The organism is Lentibacillus daqui (assembly GCF_027186265.1).
GTDB classification, from domain to species: domain Bacteria; phylum Bacillota; class Bacilli; order Bacillales; family Amphibacillaceae; genus Lentibacillus_C; species Lentibacillus_C daqui.
In genome coordinates this window covers 3,664,323-3,682,256 of sequence record NZ_CP114176.1, presented here as the reverse complement: position 1 = coordinate 3,682,256, position 17,934 = coordinate 3,664,323, and the positions used below count along the sequence as shown (strand labels likewise).

Genomic DNA, 17,934 nt, shown 5'->3' with positions numbered 1-17,934 from the left:
CAGGATTTTTGTGAAAAAAAGAGCCCATAAAAAAATCGCAACAGTCTCGTACCGTTGCGATGTCAATCATGTTAGCTGATAGCTCTCGTTTGTCTTACAGGGATTACTTGTCTTAACGTATTCATTTCTGTTTCATTTAATGGAACGAGTGGTAAACGAACCCCGCCGACCGGGATGCCAGTTATGTTTAAAGCAGCTTTTACAGGTGTAGGGCTAGGCGCTTCGAATAATGCCTTCATGATCGGCAAAAGTTTGCGATGCATTGCCGCGGCCTGTTGTACCTCACCATGTTTAAAATGTTGCACCATTGCCTGCATCTCATTGCCGATAATGTGCGATGCAACGGAAATAACCCCAGTTCCGCCAACAGATAATATGGGCAAGGTCATACTGTCATCGCCACTATATAAGGTGAAATCAACTGGTGTTCCCTGAATGATTGCCGCTGTATCATCCAAATTCCCGCCGGCATCTTTCACTGAAACGATATTATCGATTTTCGACAGGGCAATAATCGTTTCCGGTGACATATTGATTACACTGCGTCCGGGAATATTGTAAAGCATTACCGGCAATGATGTAGATTGGGCGATTGTCTTGAAATGCTGAAACAATCCTTCCTGTGATGGTTTGTTGTAATACGGGGTAACCAGCATGACCCCGTCAACGCCGATCTCTTCTGCTTGTTGTGTTAATTGGATAGATGCGTGCGTGTTGTTTGATCCTGTTCCGGCGATCACAGGGATCTGTTCCCCTACAGTATCCTTAACAAATTTAAATACTTGCAGTTTCTCTTCAGTTGTTAACGTAGGTGATTCTCCCGTTGTTCCTCCTACGACCAAACCATCTGATCCATTGGCAATCAAATGTTGCACTAAAGCAGCGGTTGCTTCATAATCCACCTCACCATTGGCATTAAATGGCGTTACCATTGCAGTTAATACCTGACCGAAATACATGTCGTCACACCCTTTGAAAAATTTTACTTGCCTTTTTTGGAATAAGGATGATCAGGGCAATCGGCTTAAACGCAAAAAAGCAGCAACGACGGCTTCATTGCTGCAGAATAGTTTTATATGAACATTTCTGCGTAAGATAGCCCTCCATATAGCTCACTATATGACAGTCCTGCATTTATTCAATAACAGAACCAGCGTCCGGAACATGAGCTTCCTTCCGCTTCGGCAAATTCCCCTTTCCACCATGATCACCGGATTCTCATGATCCTCCTATGATGTACTCATGTCTTTGCTCCTCTATCCTTATATCAAAAGAATTGAAATAAGAAAATATTTAACTACTTGTACTGTACCAGATAAATGAAAAAACAACAAGGGTTAGAAAGTAAATTGATTAAAATGATTTTGATTCTATGCAGGAACGATTAGTTGACAAGATAGTGAAGCGGTTGTACAAAGGAGTAAAGCTATAGGAGGGCTATAAATGCACGTAAACATGAATGGAAATGAACTGGTACTAATGGTTGGGGATATCACCGATCAGCAAACAGATGCGATCGTTAATGCGGCTAATGGGACACTGCTTGGCGGGGGTGGCGTCGATGGTGCCATTCATCGGAAAGCAGGGAAAGAATTACTTGCTGCATGTAAAAGGATCCGGTCGGAGGTATTACATGGAGCGGAATTGCCAACTGGTGAGGTGGTTATTACCGATGGCTTTGAACTGCCGGCCAGTTATGTGATTCATACAGTCGGCCCCATTTGGAAAAAGGGAGATCATGAGCAGGATATTTTGCTGAAAAGCTGTTATGAAAATTCCTTGAACTTAGCCCTGGAGAAAGGGTTGAACAGTATTGCATTTCCATCTATATCGACAGGCGTTTATCGGTTTCCAATAGACCGGGCGGCCGAAATAGCTATGAAAACGATTATTAACTTTTTAACTGCACATCCATTTGGCATTGTCAAAATGGTATTGTTTTCCGAACAAGATTATCAAACATATCAAACCGCCCTCACCAGAATATTGAATGAACATAGTGGAGGGTGACTGGTGGACAAGCAAATGACGCCCAACCCAAAATGTTGTTGGTGAAAGGATGTTTTTTTCCCGCCAAAAAACGGGAATCGCTGATATAATGTGAGAAATCGCTGATATAACGCCCAGAATCGCTGATACAATGTACAAAACCGCTGATACAATATCCGGAATCGTTGACAAATTTACAATGCAAACAAGCTGTACCGTCAAAACGTTTACGAGATCAGAAACTATTACGTCTTGCTAATCCCAATTAAGGAGTCCCAACTGGAAATTTTTGGGGGCCTAATAAACTTCAACTACCCAATCGCTGTGATATGATAAATATAAAGCTGAAATAGTAAGAATCGAGGAGATAGACATGAAAAAAGTTGGGCTGGTTATGCGTAAGATACAATTTGCAGAAGCACAAGGGCCACGTGTATTTGCTGATCGATTAAAGCAAATTGGCAAGGAATTGGGAGTGGAAATCGTTTTTATTTCCCCGGAGCGCCATGTCAGCGAATATGATCATCTTCCAGGTTACGAGTATGAAAAGGGTGATTTGGTCAATTACGACATTGTGCTGGATAAACTTGATAAGGAAAATATTGATCATGTTATATACACCGTATCGGGGTTTACCTATCTGAACATGTTTATTAAGCATAGTGTGCTTTTTCCACACAGTATCCCGGATCCGGCATTAACTGGTTATGAAATGATGAAGCCATTTTACGGGATAGTGGATAAGGCGATTGTGCAAACTGAATATTTAAAAGACAAATTGATGACAACATTTGATGTGAAGGATGTAACGGTTATTCCGATTGGTTTTAATGAGAATATGGCCAACAAATATTTTGACCCACAGCAAATCATCGATAACCGGATTCTCTGGATTGGCAGGGACGAGGAAAATCGCCGGCCCGATCTGGTTTTTGAATATGCACGAAAGAATCCGGATAAGGAAGTGGTGATGGTATTCGGTGGGGAGCGATATCGGGAAAGTGTTAAAAAATATGTCATACCGGATAATGTAAAATTGGAGTTTGCGCTGTCACAGGATGAGATTTTTGCATTGATGAATAGTGCCAAAGTGTTTTGGAGCTGCTCGAAATTTGATACCTATGCGATGCCCTTAACTGAGGCGTTAGCAATGGGAAAAATCATTGTAAAGCCAGAACACCCATGTTACAGGCATATTAGTTCGCAGCACGCTTTTTCCGGAAACGAGCAAAATTGGTTTGAGCTTGTCAATATGGCAGCTGCATCACCATACAAAGTCTCACAGGAAAACCGGAAGTACGCATTTGATAACTTTTCCAGCACCATCATGAAACAAGGCTACCGGGACTTTTTCGATGCCTGGCTATAGGACAAAGGGGCGGTTCTCCAGTCCCACCATTTTATGGAAGTGCCGAAAAAAAGCGAATGGTCCTGTCGATAAAAATGGGCAAAGCCGCTGACCGCACTGAAAAAAGAAGTGGGATAATGTGCCTGTCCCTTTGTCCCGCATTGTCAAATTTGTTTGGCGGGTCTATAATAGATGCTTCTGGTTTTATTCTATTTACGGAAAGAAGTGTCCGAGGTTGCAATTTTGTAGAGTTGTAGTGCAGATTGCTATTTTGTGCGTTATCTATATGATTGGTAACGGTATTCAAGACGTCCTTCATTTGTCGATACCAGGTAGTGTGATCGGTATGATACTATTATTCGCCATGTTATCCATGAATATTATCAAAGAGAAGTGGATCAAGGATGGGGCTGGTTTTTTTGTTAAACATCTGACCTTTTTCTTTATCCCGGCTACAGTGGGTATATTAAACTATGCCAATATATTCGCTGGCAAGGGGTCACTTTTAATCGTGATTATCCTAATAAGTACTGTACTGGTGATGGCCGGGGCGGGGCTTGTTAGTCAATGGATTATTCGCTGGAAGGATGTTAAGGATGATTAATCTTTTCATCGGGGTAGCTGCGATTATTGGTACGCTATTAATCTATTTGTTTTCGATAAAAGTTCATCAACGGATTAATTTCAGTTTTACCGCACCTGTCATTATCGCCACGTTTCTCATTATTGTTGGATTATTAGTTTTTAAAATTCCTTATGAAACATATATGGTAGGCGGTGATTGGATTAATAAACTGCTTGGCCCCGCTGTTGTTGCGCTTGCCTATCCGCTTTACCAACAACGGGATACATTGCGACAACTAATCATACCAATTCTCGGCGGCACTTTAACTGGGGCGGTAGTTGGTGTTTCGACCGGTATATTGCTGGCAAAATGGGCTGGATTTGATAAATTAATTATTTACTCCCTTGGCCCCAAATCAGTAACAACACCAGTTGCAATGGCAATCGCTGACTCAACGGGAGGAATTACCCCACTTGCCGCTGTGTTTGTGATGATTGCCGGGATTGGTGGTGTCATGATCAGTTCCTTTATTTTAAAGTTTTTCCGTGTTAACCACTATTTAGGTAAGGGTGTAGGGCTGGGATGTGCCTCTCATGCGATGGGAACGGCCAGCGCGATGGAAAGTAATCCACTAGAGGGATCGATTAGTACAGTAGCTATGGTTGTTAGTGCAGTGGTTGTTTCGATTATCACACCAGGCTTGATTGTATTATGGACTTAAGAAATCGTGAATCAAACAGGATCAGAACGGCTAAACCACTTAGTTTAAGACAGCCGTTCATGAAAAACCTGTTATTTCCAACGCAGTGACATTGCCAATTTACAACATTGCCCTTTGTCGGAATACATGTCAAAAGTTATGCCGTCCGGGGTATAGCGTACCTCCACTCTTTCTTTGATACCGGCTGAGTGGATCAACTGTTTTACCTTGTTTTGATCACCGCGCTGTGCAGCATCCATTACATTGCCGGCAAATTCCCTTGATTCACTCAATTTATTCAACAAGACGTTTCCATCCTTCATTAATTGTTTAAACGTTTCAGCGGATTGATGAAAAAGGGTTGGATCAACTTTGGGATATTGCCGTCCGATTTCCGGATACCCTGTTTGCGGTTGTATTCGATGATAGTTGTCAACCGGTTGATTAACCGGGATAAATGGCAAACAATATATTGATCCCGGATAGGGTTGAAGCGGATGATAATACATCAGAATGCTACCCTCCCACCTGTTCTCGTGATGCACCTACTTCTCTTCAATGTTACTTGCAAGATAAGAAGGTGTCTTACTGCCGGTTCATGCGTGATAAATCCCTCTACACTATATGTTTGCCAATGGATAACGTGCAAATTGGGTAAATGACACGTAATTTTGGCTGATTTATTCATTCAGCTAAAAATTTTTATTCCCTGTACGACATTCCAAACCAGGTAAACAATGTATAAAATCCCTGCTATCAAATAGCCAATCAGAATCGTCCCTGTTGCAAGCCCCGTAGAATTGTACATGCCAAAAATAACACCCAAAATAATGGCTAAAACAATGACGATGATCGGAATGATATGAGATAGCAAAGCACGTCGGGCATGGTATTTGACACGTCCATCCTTTGTTACAAAATAAACGATAAGCGGAAACAAAAACGGGGCAAAAAAGATGCTAAAGTAATTTAAGGATGACAAAATTTTGTTTTCCGTATTCATCTTACTTTCTCCTTTCAAAAACGGTACCAATTTTTGAATAAAACCATGCATAGTATTTCGCAACCTCGATAATTTATCCCAAATAGCACTTCCTTTACACCTTTTGCGGTCACCTATCACACCAGTCAGTTGACATTTTTAGAATTTTTATTATATACTTAACTCAACAAGGTTGAATATAGATAAACTGTATTGAATATAATTGGGCAAATGTTTCATTTCATGATCGCATTACCCCTGTTTTGAATAATGTATTAAAGAGATCTTCTATTTCGCATGTAAGCGGATTCAATTGTAAAGGATAGCTCCAAATTAAAAAGGAGGGACAATAATGGTTTATTGGCCAAGTCGTGTACAGATTAAAGAGGTTGGACCACGTGACGGTTTACAAAATGAAAAGAAACCTGTCTCAACTGCTGACAAGATAAATTGGATCAACATGTTGTCGGAAACCGGGGTGAAGGAAATTGAGTATTCATCGTTTGTTCATCCGAAGTGGATTCCGCAACTAGCGGATGCGTATGAAGTTGGTCTGAAAATAAATCGTAACCCAAATGTCCGTTATTCCGCTCTCGTTCCCAATATGAAAGGACTGGAACTCGCATTGGAAGCCGGAATTGATGGTGCATCCGTATTTATGTCGGCAAGCGAGACCCATAATAAGAAAAATATTAATAAGTCCATTGCAAAAACGTACCCGGTGTTGGCAGAAGTGATTAAAGAGGCAAAACAGGAACATAAACATGTAACCGGTTATGTTTCAACAGTGTTTGATTGTCCATTTGAAGGCAAGATCACTCCGGAGCAGGTGATTCGTGTTTGTGATAAATTATTCGAATTTGGTGTAGATGATATTTCACTTGGGGATACAATCGGTACCGCTGTCCCATCCCAGGTGGATCAGCTGCTGGAAACGGTATTGCGGCGATATCCACAGGACAAAATCATCATGCATTATCATGATACGAGAGGAATGGCGATTGCTAATATTACCAGATCACTAGAACACGGGATTACCAGATTCGACAGTTCGATTGGCGGGTTGGGTGGTTGTCCATATGCTCCAGGAGCTGCTGGCAATGTAGCGACAAATGATGTGCTTTATCTGTTGCATGGTCTGGGAATAGATACAGGAGTCGATGAGAAGAAACTTCAGGAAGCCGCCTTTTATATCCAGAACAAATTGGGAAAAGCACTGCCAAGCAAGTCATTAACCTATGCAGCCAGTCAGGCTTGAAAGGCTGATCATATAACACAAAAAGGTGATGAATAAAGCCATCCTGTCACTTGTGAGCCGGTGACTGATGGCCTTTCTTGGCTTGTAAGATTTGAGAACTGGGGATTCTTAGTCAACATTAACAGCTCATACTTAGGCTTACCAACCTCTAATCTTGACGACATAAGGTTAGTATTCTATGATAAATACACCTGTATGGGTGCTTCAAAAAGGAGGATAAAAAGGACCGAGAAGTTCTAGGCGGCGTAGCTTTGAGCACCGGAGTGTACATAGAAGGTACATGAGGAGCGGAAAAGCAAGCCAACGAGTTCTTCAAATGAAGGCCGACTAAAAACGGGCTTTGCGCCCACGTCGGCATACCCCTTTTGCAGGGGCATGTCATTTTTACCGGACTTTTTGAACATCTTCTGTATCGGAGCGAATGGAAGGGAGCGAATCATCATCAACCTGCAACATATCGGGACAAAAATTAAGCAAGCACGATTACGCAGTCGGAATACGCAACAGCAAGTCGCCGACCAGTGCGGGATTTCTAAAAGTTTATTATCCAAAATCGAAAATGGACAAACGGCATCCGCTGTCGCAACGTTATCAAAAATTAGTGAGGCATTGGATGTACCACTTTCCTGGGTACTTGATGGCCATCCAGAAACGGATCTTGTTCTGCTGCCGAAATCAAAGCGGGAATTCAGTGTTGGGGACGAAAGTATGGGCTACACGTATGAACTGCTGGCACGTTCACGATTTTCGAATATTGAGCCAACAATCGTGCATGTAACACCAAAGGATACCAATCAGAGACATGAACCATATACCCATTCCCAAGATGAGTTTATTTATATTTTGGAGGGATCGATAAACCTGCTTTATGATGGCGAAAAGCATTTTATGGAGCAAGGGGACACCTCTTATTTCAAGGGGGTAAAACCGCATTTATTTGTCCCGGTAGATAATGATGGGGCGAAAGTGTTAACGATTTTTATTGATAGCGGTACATAAGGAGCAAAGTCGCCGGAGTTGGACATTTCTTGCTGCTTAGGAAATTGTGTTTCAACTAAAAACAGACCATCAGCGAAGGTCTGTTTTTAGTTCTTTTTTTAAGCAATAATATAAAACAAGTATTCTGGTCCATTTTTTACTGGTTCTTTAGCAAATTGGTAGCCATGTTTCTGGATCTCTTCAGGTATATTTCGGAATGAGGAAGGACAGTCGGTAATCACTTGCAGCAATTCTCCGTCATGCATCTCTTGCAGTGTTTCCATTGTGTAAATAACTGGATATGGGCAGGACTCTCCGCGCAAATCCAACGTGTAATCAGCTGACATGTTTTTTAACTCCTTTCTTTAAACCGGTGTTGAATTGGTCGTGCCTTTGCAAATAAGCTATTATAGCAAAACAGATGCCAAGCAAAATGAGGGTAGCAATCATTGCCCCTGGTGCTCCCAATATATGAATGAGATTGATAGGTTTCCCGCTTGCAACGAGGAATTGATATACGCCAAGGTGATCCCAGGCATAAGCGAGTGCAGTTACACCAATGAGATTGCCAACAAATACAGTTAAGTAGAGTATCTGTCCCTCCATCAGCCGGTACATCATACCTGTTTCACAACTGCTTGCCAGGACAATCCCCAAGCCAAACAATACACCACCAACGAATGTGCTTGGTGCAGCTACTTGCGTGATGGGCTGAATGCCATAAACAAGGATGATGATCAGCGTAATAATCGTGCTAATTGCCATCCCCGCAATAATCGCTTTTGCCATCAGACCTCGGCCGCTTAACCATAAATCCCTGAATGCAGAAGTGAAACAAATTTGTCCACGCTCTATTAATATACCAAACAATGCGCCAAATAGTGCGGCTACTCCAAGCATCGTTTTCCCAGTGATAAAGAAATAAACAATCAGTGCTACATATGCCAGTGTAATAACACCACCAATATAAGGCTGAATGGTTTGATTTTTTACTGGTGAAGGATTGGAACCGCCTTTTTTCAATTTTGGTTTTCCCTTCCACCATGATGTTTTGGTTATTTTTGTTCCAAGGTACGTACCAAGTGCAGTTGCTACAATAAAAATCCATGAGTGAAAAGAGAATTGCGGCATACCCGTAAAAAATGCAGCAAGGTTACATCCCATCGCAAGGCGGGCACCAAAACCAGCAATGATCCCGCCAATAAGCCCCTGAACCAATCGGCGCTTTTGCCTGGGGATTCGCATTTTAAAATTATTGCTGTAAAGAACCATGATTAAAGCGCCAATAAACATCCCCCAGACAATCCATCCATCTGTCCGGGAAAATGTTGTCCCCTGCATGTGCACAAGGGAAAAATAATCCCAGTCAGATATGTCAATCCCGAGCAACTGCAAAATATGTCCGCCCAATCGGGTAAATTCACCGGTAACCGCCCATACCCCTTTGGTTATACCAAAATATAACGCGCTGAGGATCCCCGCCAGGATCAACGCTACATAGGGGTTCCAATAATTTGTAAATAATGTGTGAATTGCTCGTTTCATCAATCTTATCTCCTTAATAATTACGTGAATTGTACCATAGTATTTAATAAAAAAGAATACCAGCCAAAAACCCTCAGAACATTCTTGTATCAATGTATATGATGATAGTGACCCTTCTTTATTTTAGTATATTTTCATCGTATCGCAACCATTACCTTGAAATGTTGCAATTCTGACAGGCGGGATATTGGATTTCGTCATCTCCCTTTCCTCTTTTGCATAGGCTATATAAACCTTGCCCTGAATGGAGGTAACAAAATGGATATACTAGATAAAGTGAAGCGTTATCGAGAAGAGGAAGAACAGCTGAAGTGGGAAGGTACATTTGCGGAATACCTGGAAATTGTACGACGGCATCCTGAAGTTGCCCAAACCGCTCATTCACGTGTTTATAATATGATTAAAAGCTCCGGAGTGACGGAAAGAGATGGCAAAAAGATGTATCACTTTTTTGGTGAGGAGATCTTTGGGCTGGAAGAAGCGATAGAACGACTGGTCGAGGAGTATTTTCATCCCGCAGCTAAACGACTAGATGTGCGCAAACGGATTTTATTATTAATGGGGCCAGTTAGTGGTGGGAAGTCAACGATTGTTACCATGTTAAAGCGGGGTCTTGAAGCCTACTCGCGAACTGATGAAGGAGCAGTTTATGCCATTAAGGGCTGCCCAATGCATGAAGATCCACTCCACTTGATTCCCAAGCATTTGCGGGAGGAGTTCTATGATAAGTATGGTGTACGGATCGAAGGCAGTCTCTCGCCATTGAATACGATGCGGCTGGAAAAGGAGTATGATGACCGGATAGAGGATGTCATGGTTGAACGGATTTTCTTTTCCGAGGATAAACGGGTTGGGGTTGGCACATTTAGCCCATCTGATCCTAAATCACAAGATATTGCTGATCTGACAGGTAGTATTGACTTTTCCACTATTGCCGAATATGGATCCGAATCCGATCCGCGTGCATACCGATTTGATGGTGAGTTGAACAAGGCAAATCGTGGCATGATGGAATTTCAGGAGATGTTGAAGTGTGATGAGAAGTTTTTATGGCATTTGCTTTCCTTAACACAGGAGGGCAACTTTAAGGCAGGAAGATTTGCCTTGATCAGTGCGGATGAGCTAATTGTGGCACACACCAACGAAGCGGAATACCGTTCCTTTATTTCCAATAAGAAAAACGAGGCCCTGCATTCACGGATTATTGTCATGCCTATTCCTTATAACTTAAGGGTAAGCCAGGAAGAGCGGATTTATGAAAAAATGATTAGAGAGAGTGATATGCAAAATGTCCATATCGCTCCACATGCACTAAGAGTTGCAGCGATCTTTTCCGTTTTGACAAGGTTGCAAGACTCGAAAAAGCAAGGTATCGATCGTGTTAAAAAAATGCGTCTGTACGACGGCGAGAATATAGAAGGATTTAATCAATTGGATGTAGATGAATTACGCAAAGAATTTCCTGATGAAGGGATGGATGGTATTGATCCGCGCTATGTGATTAACCGGATATCATCAACTATTATTCGTAAGGAAACCCCATCGATTAATGCACTTGACGTTCTTCGTTCCCTGAAAGATGGGCTTGATCAGCATGCATCCATTTCAGATGAAAACAAAGATCAATATATGAATTTTATTGCAGTAGCCAGACGGGAATACGATGAAATTGCCAAAAAAGAGGTACAAAAGGCATTTGTGTATTCCTATGAAGAATCTGCGAAAACATTAATGGATAACTATCTCGATAATGTTGAGGCATTTTGTAATAAAAATAAACTGCGTGACCCGCTTACCGGTGAAGAGATGAACCCGGATGAGAAGCTCATGCGGTCGATTGAGGAACAAATTGGTATCTCGGAAAATGCCAAAAAAGCCTTTAGAGAGGAAATTCTGATTCGTATTTCCGCTTATGCCAGAAAAGGTAAACGGTTTGATTATAATTCACATGAACGTCTGCGGGAAGCCATTCAGAAGAAATTATTTGCCGATTTGAAGGATGTCGTCAAAATCACAACGACATCGAAAACGCCGGATGAATCACAACTTAAAAAGATTAACGAAGTCACAGCTAGGCTGATTGATGAATATGGTTATAATTCTACCTCTGCAAATGAACTATTAAGATACGTCGGCAGCCTGCTTAACCGTTAAGAAGTTATCACGCACGAACGGGCTGCACTACCCGTGCTGAGTGAAATTTTCACTTTACGGTAGCAAGACTAATAAGCCTATTAGTCTTGCTTCTTACATAATAGGGATGGAGTTTTCTACCTGGGTGTATATGTTTTCTGAAAATAGTACGCAATAACTTGGCTAGGGTTGCATAGAATATAGGGAACAAGGTATATTTCACACCAAGGGTATTCTGGACTGAATAAATATAAATAATCAGGAGGGTATGTTATGCAGGAAGGTAACGAAAATTATGTCGTCTCCAAAGAAAACTGGTCCCTCCATCGTAAAGGTCAACAGGATCAGCAGCGTCATATGGATAAGGTGAAAGAAGCCATAAAAAATAATTTACCGGACTTAGTCAGTGAAGAGAGTATTATCATGTCAAACGGACGGGATATCATTAAGATACCAATTCGTTCATTGGATGAATACAAAATCCGCTATAATTACAATAAATCAAAGCATGTCGGCCAGGGAGATGGTGATAGTCAGGTTGGTGATGTAGTTGCCCGTGATCCAAGTGGCAAAGGTAAAGGTGCCGGCCAGGGCAAACAAGCGGGTAATCAGCCAGGAAGTGATTATTATGAAGCAGAAGTATCATTGGAAGAAATTGAATCAGCGCTGTTTAAAGAATTGGAATTACCAAATCTGGAAGAAAAGGAACAGGCTGAAATTGTTACAGAGGATATTGAATTTAACGATATCCGTAAAAAAGGTTTAATGGGAAACATTGATAAGAAACGTACCATTTTAACAGCATTAAAGCGAAATGCAACAGAAGGACATCCGGGAATTACGCCAATCTATAATGACGATCTGCGGTTTAAGACATGGGATGATGTCATCAAGCCAGAATCAAAAGCGGTTGTACTCGCAATGATGGATACGAGTGCATCAATGGGCACATTCGAAAAATATATAGCAAGAAGCTTTTTTTTCTGGATGACCCGCTTTTTACGAACCAAGTATGAATCGGTAGAAATTGCCTTTATTGCCCATCATACAGAGGCAAAGGTTGTATCTGAGGAAGCATTTTTTACAAAAGGAGAAAGTGGCGGAACCATTTGTTCATCGGCTTACTATAAGGCACTGGAACTAATTGAACAGCAATATAGCCCATCACGTTATAATATTTATCCATTTCATTTTTCCGATGGGGAGAATATTACGTCAGATAATCCAACCTGTATCAAGCTTGTTAACGAACTAATGGAAAAATCAAGTATGTTTGGTTACGGGGAAGTGAACAGTTATAATCGTCCGTCGACACTAATGCGGGCGTATCGCAATATTGAAGGTAAGAAGTTCAGGCATTATATTTTGAAAGAAAAACGCGATGTCTACCATGCGATGAAGTGTTTCTTCAAAAAAGAAACAGCACCTGTATAGGTTTTGGCAAGCTGCCAGGTACGATGGAAATTATCCGAACAAGTGCCTGGCAGATTCCTTATTCATACAATTTTTCAATGGTGTATGTCCCTCTGTCTGTTGTCAATGAAAATCGTGATCCATCGAATTGATATCGGGACGAATCTTCAAGCGGAATTTCATATTGTGAAGAAGGCAATGGCTGCATATCATGTGCTTCGTTTTCAATGTGACCAGTTCCGTTTAATTGCAGTGTATGCATCGGCTGGTAATCATCAATCCGTTGTGTGTTCGTTTCGTAGGTGACTTGTTGTAAATTCATAATCGTTGCATCATCGTCTAATAGTTCCTGCTTGGAGATCTTTATTGTTTTTCCTGTCCATTGCTGTAATTGTTCGTTAAACGCTTCAATTGATAAGTTCTGTTCGGTCATCACTATTCCTCCATGGTATTAAGTTACCCACACCAGGCAAAATCATACACACTTGTAAGCTGTTGCATAGGGAAAACATGCTGGATTAATAACAGGCAGATCATCAATAAGAGGTTCATCATCATCCATGGGGATCATAGAATGTATAAAGCTTATTTGGAGGGATGCTCGTTGATGGAGTTGAAGGAACTTGATCGGGCAATTGACGAAATTACAGAAATTGCAACCGGGTTTGGCCTTGATTTTTATCCGATGCGTTACGAAATTTGCCCTGCTGATATTATCTATACATTTGGCGCCTATGGAATGCCAACCCGGTTCAGTCATTGGAGCTTTGGGAAACAATTTTATAAGATGAAATTGCATTATGACCTGGGCCTGAGTCAAATTTATGAACTTGTGATTAATTCCGACCCATGCTATGCTTTTTTGCTTGATACCAACAGTCTGGTTCAAAATAAACTCATTGTTGCTCATGTTCTTGCCCACTGTGACTTCTTCAAAAATAATGCCCGGTTTTCCAATACCAGAAGAGATATGGTGGAGAGCATGACAGCCACTGCAGAACGGATTGCCAATTATGAAATGATCCATGGTAAGAAAGAGGTGGAGGCGTTTTTGGATGCGGTATTATCCATTCAGGAACATATTGACCCATCACTTGTCAGATCAAAACTACCATCGTTTGGGGTGGAGGAAGATAAAGAGCCGGAAAAACGAAAAGCAAGATCAGCATATGATGATTTGTGGGAAATCGATGAAACCATGATGGAGCAAAAGCCCGAAGAAGAAACAAAAAAGAAGAATTTCCCCCCTCAGCCGGAAAAGGACCTATTATTATTTATCGAGGAGTATAGCCGGGAGCTGGAGGATTGGCAACGAGATGTCCTAACCATGATGCGGGAGGAAATGCTTTATTTTTGGCCGCAACTGGAGACAAAAATCATGAATGAAGGCTGGGCATCATTTTGGCACCAGCGGATTTTGCGGGAAATGGATCTGACATCTGATGAAACCGTTGAATTTGCTACGTTAAATGCCGGGGTTGTCCAGCCGTCAAAGACACAGATTAATCCATATTATCTTGGGGTAAAAATGTTTGAGGATATTGAAGAGCGCTATAATAACCCAACAGATAAAATGAAACAAATGGGCGTTGAACCTAATTCCGGCCGGGAGAAAATTTTTGAAGTCAGGGAAATTGAATCCGATACATCCTTTATTCGCAACTATTTAACCAAGGAACTCGTTCAGCGAGAAGATATGTATTTATTTGAGAAACAAGGCGCTGACTATCGAGTGACGGATAAAGATTATGAACAGGTACGTGATCAGCTTATCCAGCAGCGGGTAAATGGTGGATTTCCTTATATTGAGGTAGTGGATGGAGATTATCTGCGTAATGGGTATCTTTATTTAATGCACCGGTATGAAGGAATTGAGCTTGATTTGCATTATTTGGAACACGTTCTACCGTATATTTACCAGCTCTGGGGACGATCTGTATATCTGGAAACAGTGGTGGAGGATAAAGCCGTTGTCTATTCCTATGACGGAAATAAGGTGAATCGACGGTTTAAATAAAGGGGACTAATCCCATTTTAGTATGAACAAGGCCGCTATTTCTTTTTACTGAAATAGCGGCCTTACTAATTGAACTATTTAATCACAGGAACAGGCATAGAGGATGTTGTACAACATAATGAATGCCGCTGCCCAAATTAGAAATACAATCCGATCCCAAATCATGAGCGGGAATAGCTGTTTTCTACTGTATCAGGATTTTCCCGCTTCTTCTCTGACTTGTCGATAATTGCCGTGCCAACCAGATCACCGGTTACATTTATGGCGGTACATCCCATACCGACTAGTGCATCAATGGCTGTCAGTAATCCAACAGCTTCCATTGGTAATCCCAACTGTGCAAAAACGGTTGCAATCATAATGATTCCAGCTCCCGGTACTCCTGCCGTTCCAATCGAGGCGAGTGTTCCCACCAAGACCACTTGTAGCATATCGGTAAAACTTAGCGGATCTCCAATAATATTGGCAGCAAAAACGGCAGAAACGGCAATGCGAATCGCGGCACCGTCCATATTAATGGTTGCTCCAAGTGGCAAACTAAATCCATATAAGCTTCTGGAAAGTCCCATATTTTTAGCAGCATTTAAAGTCAATGGTAACACACCGGAACTGCTTTGCGTGACAAATGCGGTAACCATTGGAGTGCGTGCCTCACGAAAAAATGGTTTCAATGGAACTTTTGTCACAAACATAAACAGAATGTAAACACCAATATGCACAATTAACGCAATATAGAGCACCAGGACCATATTACCCAGGGACAATAATGTGTCTGCTCCCTGGTTGCCAACTGTCTTGGCCATAATCGCAAATACCCCGATTGGCACATACTGCAGAATCACTTTCATAATCGATAATGTCGCTTCGTTTAAGCCATTAATGACCGTATAAACTTGTTCGCCAAGTTCATGATGTTGTTCAGAAGCTCGTAAGGAAGATATGGCAATCCCAAAGACAAGGGCGGTGAAAATAATCCCCAACAGATTAAGCTCACTAAAGGCTGTCACAATATTTTCCGGGACAATACTTAGTAGAACATGGATGATCCCGGGATTTTCCGGCACCTCAAAACCTTCTTTCGTATCCAATGTCATACCCGCGCCTGGGCTAAAGATGCTGGCAACCGCGATGCCGACAACGATTGCCAACGCGGAAGTAAGTACATAATACAGAAATACCTTTCCGCCCATTCGCCCCAGGTTTGTAATACTAGTTTGGTTTACCCCAACGATCAAGGTAAATAGAATGAGGGGAATAATAAGGAATTTGAGTAAATGAAGCAATAAATCACCAAATGGTTCAAGTACTGCAGCATCCTTACCGAATATTAATCCCACGATAACGCCGAGAATCAGTGCGATGGTGATTTTCAATATAAGTGACGCATGGATATAACCTTTCCAGATTGCTTTCATACGATGACCACCTTATCAATAGGATTACCCAAAGTTCCACGTTACATTTACTATATATATAAACTAATATTCCTACTAATTTGCTAGGTTATCCCGACAATACAGGACAGACATAAATCTGTCAAAAACATTGCCTGTATTTCAGGATCGGTAAAAACATAAATAAGGAATTAATCTGCCCATTCTATTGCTTAAAAATTTTCCTAACCTTATAATAGATACAATATTTCATTACATAAAGGAGGAGATGTCAATTGCCAATTAACATACCAAAAGAGCTGCCGGCAACCGAGGCATTAAAAATGGAGAAGATATTTGTAATGGATGAGGATCGGGCAAGAACACAAGACATTCGCCCACTAAATATTGTTATTTTAAACTTAATGCCGGAAAAAGAACGAACGGAATTGCAGCTTCTCCGTTTATTGGGGAATACACCATTACAGGTAAATATAAATTTTTTAAGAATGGCAAGCCATGAAGCAAAGCATGTTAGCAAATCGCATTTGGACACATTCTATTTGACGTTTGACCAAATCAAAAATCGTCGCTTTGATGGCATGATTATTACCGGTGCGCCAATTGAACATTTGGAATTTGAAGATGTGGGTTATTGGCAAGAACTGACACAAATCATGGAATGGACAAAGACGAATGTAACCTCTTGCTTACATATTTGCTGGGGGGCACAAGCGGCATTATATTATCATTATGGGATCGGGAAGTACGCTCTACCAAAAAAGTTGTTCGGTGTGTTTCAGCATCAAATTACGGATCGGACTGTTGAGCTTGTCCGGGGATTCGGTGATGTATTTAATGCGCCACACTCAAGATATACATCGGTACCAATGAAAGAAATTGAAAATCATCCGGATCTAAACCTTCTTTCCTATTCCGATGAAGCGGAGGCGTTTATTATTATGTCTCAAGACAGGAAGCATATTATGATTACCGGTCATTTGGAATATGAATCAAGCACCCTTGCTGAAGAATATACGCGTGATCTTGACAGAGGACTGGATACAGATTTGCCAAAGAACTACTTTCCAAACGACAATGCAGATAAACGACCACAAAATACATGGCGGTCACACACCCATCTGCTTTTTTCCAATTGGCTGAATTACTATGTGTACCAGCAAACGCCATATCTGTGGGATTAAGCATGTATAAAGCCCCTCGCTTTTCAAACAATAGGTGGAAAAGGAGGTAATATGGCATGGTCAATAAGGAAAAGAAAAATAACATGTTCAAGGAAAATACGAATCATGGCGAGCATCGTAATGGACGAAAAGCCCAATTTAAAAATCACAATAGCCAGGGCGGCGAGGAACTAAACGAGTATATCAATAAAGAAGACTAATCAAGCGTTTTAGCAATATTTCAATATACAGCGACTTTGACCGCTTATACGGCGAATCACAATCACTGTACGGTGTTTCGTATCGTTTATCAGCGATTCCAACCAGCGCCAGTTTATAAGGAGATAGCAGTTTTTAAGTACACTGCTATCTCCTTATTTTTTTCCATCTTAAAGGTGATTATAATAAGTGTACATGTCTTGATTGAATGTGGAAATGCTAAGACATAA

General features: G+C 41.3%; 18 protein-coding genes and 1 riboswitch. Of the genes, 11 read left to right on the top strand and 7 right to left on the bottom strand.

Annotated elements, in window-relative coordinates; all coding sequences use genetic code 11:
• Positions 1 to 71 precede the first annotated feature (71 nt).
• Complete coding sequence (dapA, locus tag O2S85_RS18305) at positions 72 to 959, bottom strand: 4-hydroxy-tetrahydrodipicolinate synthase (RefSeq protein WP_269410710.1); 888 nt, start codon at positions 957 to 959, stop codon at positions 72 to 74.
• A gap of 129 nt (positions 960 to 1,088) precedes the next feature.
• A riboswitch (Lysine riboswitch) is annotated at positions 1,089 to 1,267 on the bottom strand.
• 176 nt (positions 1,268 to 1,443) lie between these two features.
• On the opposite strand from dapA, the gene O2S85_RS18300 reads away from it, so the two are divergent.
• The 4 genes from O2S85_RS18300 to O2S85_RS18285 all read left to right on the top strand — a co-directional run bounded on the left by O2S85_RS18300 (position 1,444) and on the right by O2S85_RS18285 (position 4,623).
• The gene (locus tag O2S85_RS18300; RefSeq protein ID WP_269410709.1) at positions 1,444 to 2,010 is read left to right on the top strand and encodes an O-acetyl-ADP-ribose deacetylase; all 567 of its coding nucleotides are present in this window, start codon (positions 1,444 to 1,446) and stop codon (positions 2,008 to 2,010) included.
• A gap of 352 nt (positions 2,011 to 2,362) precedes the next feature.
• The gene (locus O2S85_RS18295) at positions 2,363 to 3,358 is read left to right on the top strand and encodes a glycosyltransferase (protein ID WP_269410708.1); all 996 of its coding nucleotides are present in this window, start codon (positions 2,363 to 2,365) and stop codon (positions 3,356 to 3,358) included.
• Between the two features lie 214 nt (positions 3,359 to 3,572).
• Complete coding sequence (locus O2S85_RS18290; protein WP_269410707.1) at positions 3,573 to 3,941, top strand: CidA/LrgA family protein; 369 nt, start codon at positions 3,573 to 3,575, stop codon at positions 3,939 to 3,941.
• Positions 3,934 to 4,623, top strand: a complete 690-nt coding sequence (locus O2S85_RS18285) for an LrgB family protein (RefSeq protein ID WP_269410706.1) — start codon at positions 3,934 to 3,936, stop codon at positions 4,621 to 4,623. Before O2S85_RS18290 ends, O2S85_RS18285 begins: the two co-directional genes overlap by 8 nt.
• A 71-nt stretch (positions 4,624 to 4,694) precedes the next feature.
• Here O2S85_RS18285 and O2S85_RS18280 read toward each other — a convergent pair whose 3' ends face one another.
• On the bottom strand, positions 4,695 to 5,111 hold the full coding sequence (locus O2S85_RS18280; protein WP_269410705.1) for a YuzC family spore coat inner layer protein: 417 nt from the start codon (positions 5,109 to 5,111) through the stop codon (positions 4,695 to 4,697).
• A gap of 179 nt (positions 5,112 to 5,290) precedes the next feature.
• The gene (locus tag O2S85_RS18275) at positions 5,291 to 5,605 is read right to left on the bottom strand and encodes a magnetosome magnetite crystal formation protein family (RefSeq protein ID WP_269410704.1); all 315 of its coding nucleotides are present in this window, start codon (positions 5,603 to 5,605) and stop codon (positions 5,291 to 5,293) included.
• Between the two features lie 331 nt (positions 5,606 to 5,936).
• Between O2S85_RS18275 and O2S85_RS18270 the strand changes: the two genes are divergently transcribed.
• Both O2S85_RS18270 and O2S85_RS18265 read left to right on the top strand, forming a co-directional pair.
• Entirely contained in the window at positions 5,937 to 6,842 is a 906-nt protein-coding gene (locus O2S85_RS18270) for a hydroxymethylglutaryl-CoA lyase (RefSeq protein WP_269410703.1), read from the top strand.
• Positions 6,843 to 7,217: 375 nt separating this feature from the next.
• Entirely contained in the window at positions 7,218 to 7,841 is a 624-nt protein-coding gene (locus O2S85_RS18265) for a helix-turn-helix domain-containing protein (protein ID WP_269410702.1), read from the top strand.
• A 98-nt stretch (positions 7,842 to 7,939) separates the two neighbouring features.
• Here O2S85_RS18265 and yedF read toward each other — a convergent pair whose 3' ends face one another.
• Both yedF and yedE read right to left on the bottom strand, forming a co-directional pair.
• Positions 7,940 to 8,167: a sulfurtransferase-like selenium metabolism protein YedF gene (gene yedF / locus O2S85_RS18260; protein WP_269410701.1), complete on the bottom strand. Its 228-nt coding sequence runs from the start codon at positions 8,165 to 8,167 to the stop codon at positions 7,940 to 7,942.
• Positions 8,157 to 9,365, bottom strand: a complete 1,209-nt coding sequence (gene yedE, locus O2S85_RS18255; protein ID WP_269410700.1) for a selenium metabolism membrane protein YedE/FdhT — start codon at positions 9,363 to 9,365, stop codon at positions 8,157 to 8,159. The genes yedF and yedE overlap by 11 nt, the downstream gene beginning before the upstream one ends.
• A gap of 258 nt (positions 9,366 to 9,623) precedes the next feature.
• Between yedE and O2S85_RS18250 the strand changes: the two genes are divergently transcribed.
• Entirely contained in the window at positions 9,624 to 11,519 is a 1,896-nt protein-coding gene (locus O2S85_RS18250) for a PrkA family serine protein kinase (protein WP_269410699.1), read from the top strand.
• A 252-nt stretch (positions 11,520 to 11,771) separates the two neighbouring features.
• Complete coding sequence (yhbH, locus tag O2S85_RS18245; RefSeq protein ID WP_269410698.1) at positions 11,772 to 12,932, top strand: sporulation protein YhbH; 1,161 nt, start codon at positions 11,772 to 11,774, stop codon at positions 12,930 to 12,932.
• A 58-nt stretch (positions 12,933 to 12,990) separates the two neighbouring features.
• Here the strand turns inward: yhbH and ymzB are convergent, their stop codons facing one another.
• A complete protein-coding gene (gene ymzB, locus O2S85_RS18240; RefSeq protein ID WP_269410697.1) occupies positions 12,991 to 13,344 on the bottom strand; it encodes a protein YmzB in 354 nt (117 codons plus the stop codon).
• Positions 13,345 to 13,518: 174 nt separating this feature from the next.
• Between ymzB and O2S85_RS18235 the strand changes: the two genes are divergently transcribed.
• Positions 13,519 to 14,928: a SpoVR family protein gene (locus O2S85_RS18235; RefSeq protein ID WP_269412643.1), complete on the top strand. Its 1,410-nt coding sequence runs from the start codon at positions 13,519 to 13,521 to the stop codon at positions 14,926 to 14,928.
• Positions 14,929 to 15,089: 161 nt separating this feature from the next.
• On the opposite strand, the gene O2S85_RS18230 is transcribed toward O2S85_RS18235, so the two are convergent.
• Positions 15,090 to 16,343: a dicarboxylate/amino acid:cation symporter gene (locus O2S85_RS18230; protein ID WP_269410696.1), complete on the bottom strand. Its 1,254-nt coding sequence runs from the start codon at positions 16,341 to 16,343 to the stop codon at positions 15,090 to 15,092.
• A 254-nt stretch (positions 16,344 to 16,597) separates the two neighbouring features.
• On the opposite strand from O2S85_RS18230, the gene metA reads away from it, so the two are divergent.
• Both metA and O2S85_RS18220 read left to right on the top strand, forming a co-directional pair.
• On the top strand, positions 16,598 to 17,506 hold the full coding sequence (gene metA, locus O2S85_RS18225; RefSeq protein WP_269410695.1) for a homoserine O-acetyltransferase MetA: 909 nt from the start codon (positions 16,598 to 16,600) through the stop codon (positions 17,504 to 17,506).
• 56 nt (positions 17,507 to 17,562) lie between these two features.
• Positions 17,563 to 17,706: a hypothetical protein gene (locus tag O2S85_RS18220; protein ID WP_269410694.1), complete on the top strand. Its 144-nt coding sequence runs from the start codon at positions 17,563 to 17,565 to the stop codon at positions 17,704 to 17,706.
• The last annotated feature ends 228 nt before the right edge of the window (positions 17,707 to 17,934 follow it).

What these genes read in the sequence shown, in the direction of transcription:
- dapA (WP_269410710.1), bottom strand. Translation starts at nt 959, where the DNA reads ATGTATTTCGGTCAGGTATTAACTGCAATGGTAACGCCATTTAATGCC.
- O2S85_RS18300 (WP_269410709.1), top strand. Translation starts at nt 1,444, where the DNA reads ATGCACGTAAACATGAATGGAAATGAACTGGTACTAATGGTTGGGGAT.
- O2S85_RS18295 (WP_269410708.1), top strand. Translation starts at nt 2,363, where the DNA reads ATGAAAAAAGTTGGGCTGGTTATGCGTAAGATACAATTTGCAGAAGCA.
- O2S85_RS18285 (WP_269410706.1), top strand. Translation starts at nt 3,934, where the DNA reads ATGATTAATCTTTTCATCGGGGTAGCTGCGATTATTGGTACGCTATTA.
- O2S85_RS18280 (WP_269410705.1), bottom strand. Translation starts at nt 5,111, where the DNA reads ATGTATTATCATCCGCTTCAACCCTATCCGGGATCAATATATTGTTTG.
- O2S85_RS18275 (WP_269410704.1), bottom strand. Translation starts at nt 5,605, where the DNA reads ATGAATACGGAAAACAAAATTTTGTCATCCTTAAATTACTTTAGCATC.
- O2S85_RS18270 (WP_269410703.1), top strand. Translation starts at nt 5,937, where the DNA reads ATGGTTTATTGGCCAAGTCGTGTACAGATTAAAGAGGTTGGACCACGT.
- O2S85_RS18265 (WP_269410702.1), top strand. Translation starts at nt 7,218, where the DNA reads ATGTCATTTTTACCGGACTTTTTGAACATCTTCTGTATCGGAGCGAAT.
- yedF (WP_269410701.1), bottom strand. Translation starts at nt 8,167, where the DNA reads ATGTCAGCTGATTACACGTTGGATTTGCGCGGAGAGTCCTGCCCATAT.
- yedE (WP_269410700.1), bottom strand. Translation starts at nt 9,365, where the DNA reads ATGAAACGAGCAATTCACACATTATTTACAAATTATTGGAACCCCTAT.
- O2S85_RS18250 (WP_269410699.1), top strand. Translation starts at nt 9,624, where the DNA reads ATGGATATACTAGATAAAGTGAAGCGTTATCGAGAAGAGGAAGAACAG.
- yhbH (WP_269410698.1), top strand. Translation starts at nt 11,772, where the DNA reads ATGCAGGAAGGTAACGAAAATTATGTCGTCTCCAAAGAAAACTGGTCC.
- ymzB (WP_269410697.1), bottom strand. Translation starts at nt 13,344, where the DNA reads ATGACCGAACAGAACTTATCAATTGAAGCGTTTAACGAACAATTACAG.
- O2S85_RS18235 (WP_269412643.1), top strand. Translation starts at nt 13,519, where the DNA reads ATGGAGTTGAAGGAACTTGATCGGGCAATTGACGAAATTACAGAAATT.
- O2S85_RS18230 (WP_269410696.1), bottom strand. Translation starts at nt 16,343, where the DNA reads ATGAAAGCAATCTGGAAAGGTTATATCCATGCGTCACTTATATTGAAA.
- O2S85_RS18220 (WP_269410694.1), top strand. Translation starts at nt 17,563, where the DNA reads ATGGTCAATAAGGAAAAGAAAAATAACATGTTCAAGGAAAATACGAAT.